Below are 12,715 nucleotides of genomic sequence, written 5' to 3'. Positions count from 1 at the left end.
GTGTTGTTCTGACGAGGAATGCGGCGCCGTGAAGTCGGCGCCGGGTAGTCTCAGGCGCTTGTCGCGTCGCCGGCCCGGCCGTCGGAAGATAGATCGACGGCCGGCTGCGATGCTGCGGAGTTCGCACTCGCCAGCGCCGACGCGAGGCTTGAAACCAGGCTCGACAGGTTCGTCGGCGCGTTGCCGGTCGAGCCCTCGCCGACAAACGATCGCGCCGCCGACTGCATCGGGTTCTGCCCGCTGGCGGTCGCGGTACTGACCGACGTGGTGGTGATCGATGACATGCAAAGGCTCCGTGCGCCGAGTTATTGCTGTTTTTGGTGCGACGCCCCGAGCCCGTTGATCTGGACCATTCATCCGCCACACCCGCATCCTTACAATTGTTTCAAATGTTACGCTATATTTCTCGAAAACATTGTGAAGATTTGTCGTAGGAATGCGGCGGTGCACATCTGTGCGCGGTTTTTACGCAGGGTTCGTGCGCCACACCGACGAACTTGGCGCGCTATCCGCGCATGTCGATTTCCGCTGGTATGGTTCGTCGTCGGGTAAACGGCCCTTGCGGCTGTCGTTGCGCCACAACAGCGCCCCCCAGCAACCCCTACGGTGACCACGATGCCCCTGAAGCTTTATGCCCATCCCTTCTCTTCCTACTGCCAGAAGGTCCTGACCGCGCTCTACGAAAACGGCACGCCGTTCGAACTGCGCAAGCTGGCGCACGACGACCCGCAAGTCATGGCCGAATTCGCCGCGCTCTGGCCGATCAAGCGCTTTCCGTTGCTGCTCGACGGCAGCCGGACCGTGAAGGAGGCGAGCGTCATCATCGAGTACCTCGGGCTGGTGCATCCCGGGCCGGTGCGGCTGCTGCCGGCCGATCCGCTTGCCGCGCTGGAGGTGCGCGGCATGGATCGCTTCTTCGACAACTACATCTCGACACCGCAGCAACGGATCGTGTTCGACAGCCTGCGTCCGGAAGCGGAGCGCGATCCGCTCGGCGTCGCCGAAGCGCGCGCCATGCTCGACACCGCGTACGGCTGGCTGAACGACGTGATGGCGCAGCGCGAGTGGGCCGCCGGTGAGCACTTCAGCCTCGCCGATTGCGGCTCCGCGCCGTTCCTGCTCTACGCGGACTGGACGCACCGCATCGGCGCGGCGTATCCGCACGTGCTGGCGTACCGCAAGCGCCTGCTGGCGCGCCCGTCGTTCGCACGCGCGGTCGACGAAGCGCGACCGTACCGTTCGTACTTTCCGCTCGGCGCGCCCGAGCGCGACTAAACCGGCAAGCGTCGCCAACGACCCGCCGGCGGCCGCCATGCACCGGGCCGCCGGCGCGCCGCACGGGCGCCTCCTTCGTCGTCCATTAAACCCGCACTGCGACAACAGGATTTCCACCCTATACACTTCACGTCGAAACCCAATTCCGCCCATTACTGATAAGGCAAAAAACATGGACCGTTTCGAAGCGATGGAGATATTTACGCGGGTGGTGGAGGCGAACAGCTTCACCAAAGTATCCGAATCGCTCGACCTGCCCCGCGCCAAAGTCAGCCGCACGATCCAGGCGCTGGAGGAACACGTCGGCGTGCGTCTGCTGAACCGTTCGACGCGCCAGGTCAGCGTCACTGAAGACGGCGCGGCCTTTTACGAGCGCTGCGTGAGCATCCTCGCGGAAGTCGCCGAGGCCGAATCGTCGCTGTCGAACAAGCGCGAAAATCCCGCCGGCACGATTCGCGTGGATACGTCCGGCACGCTCGCGCGGGCGCTGCTGTTGCCCGCGCTCGACGATTTCTACCGCCAGTACCCCGAGATCGACGTGCGGCTCGGACTCGCGGATCGCAACATCGATCTGATCCAGGACGGCGTGGATTGCGTGATCCGCATGGGCACGCCGGAGGAGTCGAGTCTGGTGGCGCGGCGCATCGGCCAGGCGCGCATTGTGACGTGCGCGTCGCCGGCGTACCTGGCGCAGTACGGCACGCCGACCACGCTTGAAGAATTGAGCGAGCATCGTGCGGTCAACTACGTGTCGGCGCGCACCGGCCGAACCTTCCCGTTCGAATACGAAGTGGCCGGCGAGATCGCCAAGGTCACGCTGAAGAGCGTGCTCGCGGTGAACGACGGCTCGGTCTACATCGGCGCGGCCGCGCTTGGCCACGGCATCATTCAGCCGTCGCGCTTCATGGTGGCCGATCTCATCAAGGAAGGCGCGCTGAAGGAAATCCTGACCGACCACACGAGCCCGAGCACGCCGCTGTCGATTCTGTACGCGCATCGCCGCAATCTGAGTTCGCGGCTGCGTGCGTTTATCGACTGGGTGAGCGAGTTGTCGCGCAACAATCCCGATCTGCGCATACCGGACGCTTGAGCAAACAGCGGCAAGCATCCCGCGCCCCAAAAGAAAAACCCCATGCGTCGTAAAAACGCATGGGGTTTTTCCTTGCAGAACCCGACTACGCGGTCAGGCAGTCAGGCTCTCGTCTTCGATCAGGCAATCCGCTCTTCGTTCGACGGATCGAACAGCACCGCCTTCGACGTATCGAACAACAGCGTGGTATTCGTGAGCGGCTGCGGATTCGACGCCGGGTGCACGCGGCTCACGATACGCTTGCCATTCACCTGCGCGAACACCAGCGTGTCCGGTCCTGTCGGCTCGATCACGTCGACCTTCACTTCGATCGGCTGCAGTTGCGAGTTATCGCCATGCGCGCCGCGCGCGTCGGTGATACGTTCCGGACGCAGGCCCAGAATCACCTCGCGGCCCACATGCGACTTCACCTTGGCCGAATCGAACGGCAGGTTTAGCGCGGCACGCGCCACACCTGTATCCAGTTCGAGCGCGACACCCGCGCCCTGCTCCACCAGCTTGCCCTGAATAAAGTTCATTGGCGGAGCGCCGATGAAACCGGCCACGAAGAGATTGGACGGCGAATCGTAGATGTCCTGCGGCGCGCCGAACTGCTGCACGATGCCGTCTTTCATCACCGCGATGCGGTCGCCGAGCGTCATCGCTTCGATCTGATCGTGCGTCACGTAGACGATCGTCGTGCCGAGACGTTGATGCAGCAGCTTGATTTCCGAACGCATCTCGATACGCAGCTTCGCGTCGAGGTTCGACAGCGGCTCGTCGAACAGGAACATCACCGGATCGCGCGCCAGGGCGCGGCCCATCGCCACACGTTGACGCTGGCCGCCGGACAGTTGCCCGGGCTTGCGGTCCAGCAGGTGCGTGATCTGCAGCGTGTTCGACACGCGCTCGACGATCTGCGCCTGCTCCTGCTTCGGCACCTTGCGGATGTTCAGGCCGAACGAGATGTTCTCGCGCACCGTCATGGACGGATACAGCGCGTACGACTGGAACACCATCGCGATATCGCGATCTTTCGGCGACAGGTTATTCACCGTCTTGCCGTCGATCTGGATCTCGCCCTTGGTGACGGTTTCGAGGCCGGCGATCATGTTGAGCAGCGTCGACTTACCGCAGCCCGAGCCGCCGACCAGAATCAGGAACTGGCCGTCTTCGATGTCGATGTTGACACCCTTCAGAACCGGCACCCCGTTCGGGTAGGTCTTGTACACGTCACGGATGGAAAGGCTTGCCATGCTGTGAATCCTCTTTGTCTCTGGTACTGCTTGAAAACGTCTTGTCGGGTGACGGCGGCGCGGTTCATAGGCAGCGCCGCCGTCCTCGGATGATTGAGCCCGGCTTTAGCCTTTGACTGCGCCCGCCGTCAGGCCGCGCACGAAATAGCGTCCGGCGACGATGTAGACCAGCAAGGTGGGCAGCGCCGCGATAATTGCGCCGGCCATGTCCACGTTGTATTCCTTCACGCCGGTCGAGGTATTCACGAGGTTGTTCAGCGCCACCGTGATCGGCATCGAATCGACGCCGGAGAACACGATCCCGAACAGGAAGTCGTTCCAGATCTGCGTGAATTGCCAGATCAGGCAGACCATGAAAATGGGCAGCGACACCGGCATCAGAATCTTCGTGAAGATCGTGAAGAAACCCGCGCCGTCGATCCGCGCCGCTTTCACCAGTTCAGCCGGAATGCTGACGTAGAAGTTGCGGAAGAACATCGTCGTGAAGGCGATCCCGTAGATCACGTGCACCACCACCAGACCGGTCGTCGTGTTCGACAGACCCATCATGCCTTCGAAGCGCGCCATCGGCAGCAGGATTGCCTGGAACGGAATAAAGCAGCCGACCAGGATCATCGTGAAGATCGGGTCCGCGCCACGGAAGCGCCAGTGCGTCAGCACATAGCCGTTGAACGCGCCGATGATCGACGAGATCAGCACGGCGGGAATCACCATCCGCACCGAGTTCATGAAGAACGGCTGCATCCCGTCGCAGCGCACACCGGTACAGGCGCCGCTCCAGGCCTTGATCCAGGGATCGATGGTCCAGTGCGTAGGCGGCGTCAACAGATTGCCGGTGCGCAACTGATCGATGTCCTTGAACGACGTGGACAGCATCACGTACAGCGGGAACAGGAAGTACAGGGCGAACAGAATCAAGGCCGCATAAATGACGGCACGGCTGATCGTCATCTTAGGCTGCATTGCGGGTGCTCCTCGATTCCAGATACATCAGCGGCACGAGCACGGCGACGACGGTGGCGAGCATCATCATCGACGAAGCCGCGCCGACGCCCAGTTGCCCGCGATTGAACGAAAACGTGTACATGAAAATAGCCGGCAGCGATGAGGACGTGCCCGGACCGCCCGCGGTCAGCGCGACGACCAGGTCGAAGGTCTTGATCGTGATGTGGCAGAGAATCAGCAGCACGGAGAAAAACACCGGACGCATGCTCGGAATCACGATCTTGCGGTAGATGGTGGGCAAGCCCGCGCCGTCCATCTGCGCCGCCTTGAAGATTTCACTGTCGACCCCGCGCAGACCCGCGAGGAACAGCGCCATCACGAAGCCGGTGGATTGCCAGACAGCCGCGATCACCACGCAGAAGATCGCCTTGTCCGGGTCGCCCAGCCAGCTGAACGAGAAGCTCGTCCAGCCCCAGTCGTGGAACACCTTTTCGAGGCCGACGCTCGGCGTCATGATCCATTGCCACGCGGTACCCGTCACGATGAACGACAGCGCCATCGGGTACAGGAACACGGCGCGCAGCGCGCCTTCGTTGCGAATCTGCTGATCGAGCAGGATCGCGAGGAACAGACCGAGACCGATACAGATACCGATGAACGGAATCCCGAACCAGCCGAGGTTGGCCGCCGACGTCCAGAACACGTCGTTATCGAACAGCTCGCGATAACGATCGAGACCGACAAACTCATAACGAGGCATCAGCCGCGAATTGGACAGCGACAGATAGCCGGTAATTGCGATGAAGCCATACACGAAGATCAGGCTGATCACGACGCTGGGTGCGAGCACCAGCTTCGGAATCCAGCGATCGGCAAGCGCCGCCATCGGCGACGCGCGGCGGGTGGCGGTGGCCGTTTTCCCGTTTCCGCTGATAGAAGCAGTCACTACTCGACTCCTGCTGAAACTGAACCGCCGCGCTACTTGCGCCTGACAGACGCAAGGCTGCAACGGCCTAGGTGTGACTCGATGAATCCAGGGGTGAACCGCCTGCCGACAAACGGGTCAGCGCACCTGGCGGTCCGAAGGGCGTGCCCGGTGTGCGTGGAGTCACACCGGGCACGCCGCTTCGCTTACTTCACTTACTTGGTCTTCGCTGCCTTCGCGAGCGCTGCAACCGCGCTCTTCGAATCCTGCTGCGAGTTCATGAACTTCGTGACCACGTCCGAGATCGCGCCGGCTGCTGCATCCGGTTGCGCCATGCCGTGTGCCAGCGACGGCACGTAGCCGCCCGACTTGATCGCGACCTGTTCATCCGCGTACGACTTCTTCGCGCAGTCGTCGAACTTGGCCATCGACACGCCCAGACGCACCGGGATCGAGCCCTTGTTCAGGCTGAACTGTTCCTGGAAGTCCGGCGACATGATCGTCTTGGCCAGCGCCAGTTGACCCGGCGTTGCGGTCTTTTGGCCCTTCTGCTGGAAGAACACGAACGAGTCGACGTTGAACGTGTAAGCCTTTTCCGTGCCCGGTACCGCGGCGCAGACGTAGTCCGTGCCCGACTTCTTGCCGGCGTTGGCAAATTCGCCCTTCGCCCAGTCGCCCATGAACTGCATGCCGGCCTTGCCGTTGATGACCATGGCGGTAGCGAGGTTCCAGTCACGGCCCGTGCGGCCCGCGTCGAAGTAGCCCTGGATCTTGCGGACCGTATCGAACACCTGGACCATCTGATCGGACGTCAGCGTCTTCTCGTCCAGATCCACCAGCGCCTTCTTGTAGAAGCCCGCGCCTTGCGACAGCACGACGTCTTCCCACAGCGTCAGGTCTTGCCACGGTTGACCGCCCATCGCGATCGGCTGGATGCCGTCGGCCTTCATCTTGTCGGCCAGCGCGAAGAACTCAGGCCACGTGGTCGGCACCTTGCCGCCCGCCTTGTCCAGCGCTGCCTTGTTGATGTACAGCCAGTTCACGCGGTGCACCGAGAACGGCGCTGCCACGTAATGGCCGTCGGCGTGCATGATCTTGTCGATTTCCGGCGGCAGATTCTTCTTCCAGTCGCCGGCGGCTGCGTCGATCGGTACCAGCACGCCTTGCGACGCCCAGTCCTGGATCAGCGGACCCTTGATCTGCGCGGCGCTCGGTGCGTTGCCCGAGATCACCTGCGTCTTCAGTGCCGTCATGGCAGCCGCGCCCGCGCCACCCGCAACCGCGAAGTCCTTCCACGTGTAACCCTGCTTCGTCATGTCGTCCTTGAGGACGCCGACGGCTTTCGATTCGCCGCCCGAAGTCCACCAGTGCAACACTTCGATCGACTCGGCAGCCTGCACGGCCGAGACGCCACACATCAGACCCGCAGCGCACAAAGCGCCCATGATCGCGCGAAATTTCATTGCTTATCTCCTCCAGACACCTGAACAAAAAACAAATGGCCCCTGATGTCGCCAGGGTGCTGTGGTTGGTTCAAACAGGCAAAACACTGGGCGATCGAGCACGGTCGGGCGCATGCGCGAGGCATGTGCCGGCGGACCGATGTCCGGCCGCTGGAAGCTCAAGAGATGAGTGGTTCGGGATGCAACTGACTGTCTCCTCTTTTGATTTTTGCCCGCCCGCGTTGAGCGCGGCAGACTCGAGGTGCCTTGCACGTCAACTTGGGCAATCGCCTTGCCGGCCGGTCGACTTCCCGGCTTTCCGTAAGGCTCGCCGGGCCGTGCTGGCACGTGCCGAAAGGCAATGTCCGTTAACATGCAGGGGTCGCCTGCCGATTCGGGAAAACGCGCATCTTGCCTGCCAGCGCACGCTTTTTTCATCGAATTAGCGCTACCTCTTGATTTGGATTGTAGTTAAACTACAATTCAGTGTCAAAAAATATTTTATCGGACTACGGTCGCCCTTTCCGGTCTTCCCGGCGGCCCCAGGACATCGACGGAGACTCATGCAAACCGACTCAAGCTTCACCTTCGTTCTCTTCGGCGGAACCGGCGATCTGTCGATGCGCAAGATCCTGCCGGCACTGTTTGAAGCACACCGTGCAGGCGGCATGCTCGCGGATAGCGGCAAGATCGTCGCGGTGGCGCGGCACGCGTCGGATCGTGCGGAGTACATCCAGTGGGTGAACGAGCACGTCAAATCGCATGTGTCGAAAAACGGGGTGGACGAAACGGCGTGGGCGAGCTTTCTCGCGCGCATCGAGTTCATCAACATCGACCTCAGCAAAGCGGAAGACTTCGTGCAGTTGCGCGAAGTGATCGAGGGTTTGCCCGGTATCCGCGTGTTCTATCTGGCAACGGGCCCGTCGCTGTTCGTGCCGATCTGCCGCGCGCTCGCGTCGGTGGGGCTGAATGAAAACGCGCGCATCGTGCTGGAAAAGCCGCTCGGCTACGACCTGAAGTCGTCGAATGCGATTAACGATGCGGTCGGCGAAATCTTCAACGAAGAACAGATCTACCGGATCGACCACTACCTCGGCAAGGAGCCGGTGCAGAACCTGCTGGCGCTGCGCTTCGGCAATGCGCTGTTCGAGCCGCTGTGGCGTCGTGAGTGGGTCGAGAGCATCCAGATTACGATTGCCGAGGAACTCGGCGTGGAAGCGCGTGGCGACTTCTACGACAACACCGGCGCGTTGCGCGACATGGTGCAGAACCATTTGCTGCAACTGCTTTCCATCGTCGCGATGGAACCGCCGCATTCCATGGATTCGGACTCGGTGCGAGACGAGAAACTGCGCGTGCTGCGGGCCTTGAAACCGATCGATCCACGCGATATCGGCAAGGTTGCCGTGCGCGGCCAGTATCATTCGGGCGTGATCCGCGGCAATGCGGTGCCGGCCTACGCCACCGAACCCGGCGTGAAGCCGGACAGCAGCACCGAAACCTTCGTCGCGTTGAAGGTCGAGATCGAGAACTGGCGTTGGGCCGGCGTGCCGTTTTTCCTGCGCACCGGCAAACGGCTGGCCGATCGCGTTGCGGAGATCGTGGTGAATTTTCGTGCGGTGCCGCATTCGGCGCTCGGCGCCTCGGCGTTGCGTGCCGGCGCGAATCGTCTGGTGATCCGCCTGCAGCCGAACGAAACGATTCGCCTCTACTGTCTCGCGAAGCAGCCGGGCGAAGGCATGAATCTCGCCAGCGTGCACCTCGACCTCGCGTTCGACCAGTTCTTCCGCGAAGGGCAAATGGAGGCGTATCAGCGCCTGTTGCTCGACGTGATCAACGGTCGCCTCGCGCTGTTTGTGCGGCGCGACGAACAGGAAGCCGCATGGCGCTGGGTCGAGCCGATCCTGAACGAATGGAAGGCGTCGATCAAGCCGCCTAAGCCGTATGCATCGGGTACGTGGGGACCGGCCGCCTCGAGCGCGATGCTTGCGCAGCACGGCACCTGCTGGCTCGAAGAAGAGAATTGAACTGACACGCGGGACCGTCCCGCGGATCCAACAAAAAAGCAGCACGGAGGAGAAGTGATCCAGCTTCACGCTTTCGACGATCAACGCGCCCAATCCGACGCGTTGGCGAAAGCGGTTGGCGACGCATTACAGGCGTCGCTCGCCGCTCAGGCGGCCACATCCCAAAGCGGTGTGCGCCCGGCCATGCTTGCAGTGTCCGGCGGCAGCAGTCCGCGTCCGTTCCTGCAAACTTTGTCCACGCAATCCTTCGACTGGCCGCGCATTGCCGTGACGCTGGTCGACGACCGCTGGGTGCCCGAAACGGACAGCGCGAGCAACTCGCAACTGGCGCACGACACGCTGTTGCAGAACGCCGCGAAAAACGCCGCGTTCTGGCCGCTGGTCGACACGAGCCAGGAACTGAACGTGCACGTGGCCGCGCTGAACGTCGATCCGCGTTTTAGCGTGGTGCCCGACGTCGCGATTCTCGGCATGGGTGAAGACGGCCATACGGCGTCGATCTTCGCCGACTCGCCCGAATGGGATCACGCCATTACCACGACCGAGCGTTTCGTTGCCGTGCATCCCGGCGCCGCGCCGCATGCACGCGTGAGCTGGTCGCTGTCCGCCCTGAAAGAAGTGAAGCACCTGTTTTTGCTGATCGCAGGACCGCGCAAGATGGACGTGCTGAACGGCGCGTGCGCTTCGCTACAAAAAAATGCCATCTCGCAGTTGGCAAACGACAAGGGAGTGAGACTCGATGTCTACTGGTGTGCAAACTAAGGCTGTTCCGGGCGCGGGCCAGCACGCCGATGGACCGAGGCTGCTGGCCGACATCGGCGGCACCAATGCGCGCTTCGCGCTGGAAAACGCGCCGGGCGAGATCGGCTCGGTGCAGGTGTATCCGTGTGCGGACTATCCGGGCGTTGCCGAAGTCATCAAGAAGTATCTGAAGGACACCAGGATCGGTCGCGTGAATCACGCGGCGATCGCGATTGCGAACCCGGTCGACGGCGATCAGGTGAGCATGACCAATCACGACTGGAGCTTTTCGATCGAAGCCACGCGCCGTGCGCTCGGCTTCGACACGCTGCTGGTGGTGAACGATTTCACCGCGCTGGCCATGGCGCTGCCCGGCCTTACCGACGCGCAACGCGTGCAGGTGGGCGGCGGCTCGCGCCGGCCAAATAGCGTGATCGGTTTGTTGGGTCCGGGCACCGGCATGGGCGTGTCCGGCCTGATTCCCGCCGACGATCGCTGGATCGCGCTCGGCAGCGAAGGCGGCCACGCCACCTTCGCGCCGGCCGACGAGCGCGAAGACATCGTGCTGCAGTACGCGCGCAAGAAGTGGCCGCATGTGTCGTTCGAACGGGTGGCTGCCGGTCCCGGCATCGAAGTGATTTATCGCGCGCTGGCGGGCCGCGACAAGAAACGCGTGGCGGCGAATGTCGACACCGTCGAGATCGTCAAGCGCGCGCTGGAAGGCGAGCCGCTCGCGGCGGAATCCGTCGACGTGTTCTGCGGCATTCTCGGCACGTTCGCCGGCAATATCGCGGTGACGCTCGGCGCGCTGGGCGGCATTTATATTGGCGGCGGTGTCGTGCCGCGGCTGGGCGAATTCTTTGCGAAGTCGTCGTTCCGCAAGCGGTTCGAGGCGAAGGGCCGCTTCGAGGCGTATTTGCAGAACGTGCCGACGTATGTGATCACCGCGGAGTATCCGGCGTTTCTGGGCGTCTCCGCGATTCTGGCCGAGCAGTTGTCGAATCGCGCGGGCGGCAGTTCATCGGCGGTGTTCGAACGGATCCGGCAAATGCGCGATGCGTTGACACCCGCTGAACGGCGCGTGGCGGATTTGGCGTTGAATCATCCGCGCTCCATCATCAACGATCCGATCGTGGATATCGCGCGTAAAGCGGATGTGAGTCAGCCTACGGTGATTCGCTTCTGCCGGTCGCTGGGGTGCCAGGGCTTGTCGGATTTCAAGCTGAAACTGGCGACGGGTTTGACCGGAACGATTCCGGTGAGTCATAGCCAGGTGCATCTCGGCGATACGGCGACGGACTTCGGCGCGAAAGTGCTGGATAACACCGTGTCGGCGATTTTGCAGTTGCGCGAGCATTTGAATTTCGAGCATGTCGAACGGGCGATCGATCTGTTGAACGGCGCGCGAAGGATTGAATTCTATGGGCTCGGGAATTCGAATATCGTCGCGCAAGATGCCCACTACAAGTTCTTCCGGTTTGGGATTCCTACCATTGCCTATGGGGATTTGTATATGCAGGCGGCTTCGGCTGCTTTGCTCGGGAAAGGCGATGTGATCGTCGCGGTGTCGAAGTCTGGGCGGGCGCCTGAGTTGCTGCGCGTGCTCGATGTGGCGATGCAGGCCGGGGCCAAGGTGATTGCGATTACCTCCAGTAATACGCCGTTGGCCAAGCGGGCTACCGTCGCGCTGGAAACCGATCACATTGAAATTCGCGAGTCGCAGTTGTCGATGATTTCGCGGATTCTGCATCTGGTCATGATCGATATTCTGGCTGTTGGCGTGGCGATCCGGCGGGCTGTGCCTTCTGCCGATGTCGCCGAGACTGTCGCCAAGGCCCGGCAAGGGGCTGACGACGATGCTTCCGCCGTGCTCGACTGGTTGAGTCACGGGGCGGCTTCTTCGGCTCGTGACTAGGCTCCGGGTTAAGCCTTCGACGCGGGTCTTTTCCTGCTTGATTGAGGGTCCTCAACGGTTGCTTCCGCAGGGAGCAACCGTTCGACATAGTTCAAAAATACGCACGGCATAAGCAGGATAGCGACGCCGTGCGCAGCCATACGTTCGAACGCGCCCCGCTCAGTTTTCCGCCGTGGTCTTCAACGCCATTGCAGCAAGGCCAGGTGCGTGGCGGCCGTCGAGGCGCGTGCGACGAAAGTTGAAATAAACACAACCCAGCGACAAAATCACAATGGTGAATATCAGCAGCGACTGGCTGGTAATCGTGGCGTCGCGTTTGCTGATCCGGTCGAACAGCAAGACGACGAAGGGTGAAATGGACAACGTCGTACTCACGACCGTCGGGCTGGATAGTTCGATGCCTTTTTGCAGGCAGAAGTTGGTCATGGCCAGACCGATTAACGCGATCGCCGCGATAATCGCCAACTCTGCCGGCGTCACGGTGCTGAAGATTCCCGCCGGCGTCATGACCCAGGAAATCATGACGAGTAGCGGGAAACGGGTAGACAGCACGACATAACCCGGCAGGCCTTTATTAGCGAAAACCTTCGACACGCCGATCGTCACCGACACCGTTATCGCACAGAGCACGGAAATCGCACTTCCCAGCACCGCATTGCCTTCACGACCCACAGGCGTCTGAAGTATGTCCCGCAGCAGCAGGATCGTGCACAGCAGGATCAGGCCGTGAAAAATCAGCGTGCTTTTGAGGACGACCTTGCGGCTAGCCAGCGCATACAACGTGATAAGCACCGGCGGCAGACATTGAGTCAGCGTCACCACTGCGGCCGCATTCAGATACTTGATCGCGAAGAAATAAAAAATCCAGTTGCCGGCGGACACCAGATTGAGCGCAAGAATATCCGCCTTCATCCCCGTCAATGTCGCGAGATGTTTTCGTCCCAGCATGAGCGTCAACGTCGAATACAGCGTCATGACGAGGGTGAAGCTCATGGCCATGACAAAATAGACGTTCACACCTTTGAGCCAGTGGCTCAAAAATACGCTCTGAAACGAGGCGACAATGATGTTGCCTAGTATGAACAGAAATCCCTGAATCATGCTTTTGCCTGTGGATTGG

Annotated in this window: 11 protein-coding genes; 5 read left to right on the top strand and 6 right to left on the bottom strand. The window is 61.5% G+C overall.

The genetic code is table 11. The features are described from left to right. Window positions 1-50: 50 nt before the first annotated feature. The gene (locus tag B0G83_RS11520; protein WP_105507544.1) at window positions 51-284 is read right to left on the bottom strand and encodes a hypothetical protein; all 234 of its coding nucleotides are present in this window, start codon (window positions 282-284) and stop codon (window positions 51-53) included. A 331-nt stretch (window positions 285-615) separates the two neighbouring features. Here B0G83_RS11520 and B0G83_RS11515 point away from each other — a divergent pair, with 331 nt between their 5' ends. Both B0G83_RS11515 and B0G83_RS11510 read left to right on the top strand, forming a co-directional pair. Next, window positions 616-1,275 (top strand): glutathione S-transferase family protein, encoded by a 660-nt coding sequence (locus B0G83_RS11515; protein WP_105507700.1) that lies wholly within the window; start codon window positions 616-618, stop codon window positions 1,273-1,275. Window positions 1,276-1,447: 172 nt separating this feature from the next. Next, on the top strand, window positions 1,448-2,365 hold the full coding sequence (locus B0G83_RS11510; RefSeq protein ID WP_105507543.1) for a LysR family transcriptional regulator: 918 nt from the start codon (window positions 1,448-1,450) through the stop codon (window positions 2,363-2,365). Between the two features lie 119 nt (window positions 2,366-2,484). Here the strand turns inward: B0G83_RS11510 and B0G83_RS11505 are convergent, their stop codons facing one another. The 4 genes from B0G83_RS11505 to B0G83_RS11490 all read right to left on the bottom strand — a co-directional run bounded on the left by B0G83_RS11505 (window position 2,485) and on the right by B0G83_RS11490 (window position 6,933). Continuing rightward, the gene (locus tag B0G83_RS11505; protein WP_105507542.1) at window positions 2,485-3,600 is read right to left on the bottom strand and encodes an ABC transporter ATP-binding protein; all 1,116 of its coding nucleotides are present in this window, start codon (window positions 3,598-3,600) and stop codon (window positions 2,485-2,487) included. Between the two features lie 105 nt (window positions 3,601-3,705). Then, window positions 3,706-4,563 carry a carbohydrate ABC transporter permease gene (locus B0G83_RS11500; RefSeq protein ID WP_105507541.1) on the bottom strand — a complete coding sequence of 286 codons (858 nt, stop codon included), beginning with the start codon at window positions 4,561-4,563 and terminating at the stop codon, window positions 3,706-3,708. After that, window positions 4,553-5,491 (bottom strand): carbohydrate ABC transporter permease, encoded by a 939-nt coding sequence (locus tag B0G83_RS11495; RefSeq protein WP_105507540.1) that lies wholly within the window; start codon window positions 5,489-5,491, stop codon window positions 4,553-4,555. Before B0G83_RS11495 ends, B0G83_RS11500 begins: the two co-directional genes overlap by 11 nt. A gap of 194 nt (window positions 5,492-5,685) precedes the next feature. Further along, window positions 5,686-6,933, bottom strand: a complete 1,248-nt coding sequence (locus tag B0G83_RS11490) for an ABC transporter substrate-binding protein (protein WP_105507539.1) — start codon at window positions 6,931-6,933, stop codon at window positions 5,686-5,688. 542 nt (window positions 6,934-7,475) lie between these two features. Here B0G83_RS11490 and zwf point away from each other — a divergent pair. From zwf to B0G83_RS11475, 3 genes are read left to right on the top strand one after another with little or no spacing between them, the layout of a single operon-like run. Beyond that, complete coding sequence (gene zwf / locus B0G83_RS11485; RefSeq protein WP_105507538.1) at window positions 7,476-8,939, top strand: glucose-6-phosphate dehydrogenase; 1,464 nt, start codon at window positions 7,476-7,478, stop codon at window positions 8,937-8,939. 54 nt (window positions 8,940-8,993) lie between these two features. Then, a complete protein-coding gene (gene pgl / locus B0G83_RS11480; protein ID WP_105507537.1) occupies window positions 8,994-9,701 on the top strand; it encodes a 6-phosphogluconolactonase in 708 nt (235 codons plus the stop codon). After that, window positions 9,679-11,595, top strand: coding sequence for a bifunctional transcriptional regulator/glucokinase (locus B0G83_RS11475; RefSeq protein WP_105507536.1), 1,917 nt, complete (start codon window positions 9,679-9,681; stop codon window positions 11,593-11,595). Before pgl ends, B0G83_RS11475 begins: the two co-directional genes overlap by 23 nt. Window positions 11,596-11,754: 159 nt before the next feature. Here B0G83_RS11475 and B0G83_RS11470 read toward each other — a convergent pair whose 3' ends face one another. After that, window positions 11,755-12,696 (bottom strand): hypothetical protein, encoded by a 942-nt coding sequence (locus tag B0G83_RS11470; protein ID WP_105507535.1) that lies wholly within the window; start codon window positions 12,694-12,696, stop codon window positions 11,755-11,757. Window positions 12,697-12,715 lie beyond the last annotated feature (19 nt).

This window comes from Paraburkholderia sp. BL21I4N1 (assembly GCF_002973525.1).
Classification (GTDB): domain Bacteria; phylum Pseudomonadota; class Gammaproteobacteria; order Burkholderiales; family Burkholderiaceae; genus Paraburkholderia.
The sequence above is the reverse complement of the archived record's forward strand: the minus strand, read 5'-3'. Positions and strand labels throughout refer to the sequence as shown.

Excerpts from the sequence above, each read along its gene's own strand:
- B0G83_RS11520 (WP_105507544.1), bottom strand. The coding sequence starts at position 284 with ATGTCATCGATCACCACCACGTCGGTCAGTACCGCGACCGCCAGCGGG.
- B0G83_RS11515 (WP_105507700.1), top strand. The coding sequence starts at position 616 with ATGCCCCTGAAGCTTTATGCCCATCCCTTCTCTTCCTACTGCCAGAAG.
- B0G83_RS11510 (WP_105507543.1), top strand. The coding sequence starts at position 1,448 with ATGGACCGTTTCGAAGCGATGGAGATATTTACGCGGGTGGTGGAGGCG.
- B0G83_RS11505 (WP_105507542.1), bottom strand. The coding sequence starts at position 3,600 with ATGGCAAGCCTTTCCATCCGTGACGTGTACAAGACCTACCCGAACGGG.
- B0G83_RS11500 (WP_105507541.1), bottom strand. The coding sequence starts at position 4,563 with ATGCAGCCTAAGATGACGATCAGCCGTGCCGTCATTTATGCGGCCTTG.
- B0G83_RS11490 (WP_105507539.1), bottom strand. The coding sequence starts at position 6,933 with ATGAAATTTCGCGCGATCATGGGCGCTTTGTGCGCTGCGGGTCTGATG.
- zwf (WP_105507538.1), top strand. The coding sequence starts at position 7,476 with ATGCAAACCGACTCAAGCTTCACCTTCGTTCTCTTCGGCGGAACCGGC.
- B0G83_RS11475 (WP_105507536.1), top strand. The coding sequence starts at position 9,679 with ATGTCTACTGGTGTGCAAACTAAGGCTGTTCCGGGCGCGGGCCAGCAC.
- B0G83_RS11470 (WP_105507535.1), bottom strand. The coding sequence starts at position 12,696 with ATGATTCAGGGATTTCTGTTCATACTAGGCAACATCATTGTCGCCTCG.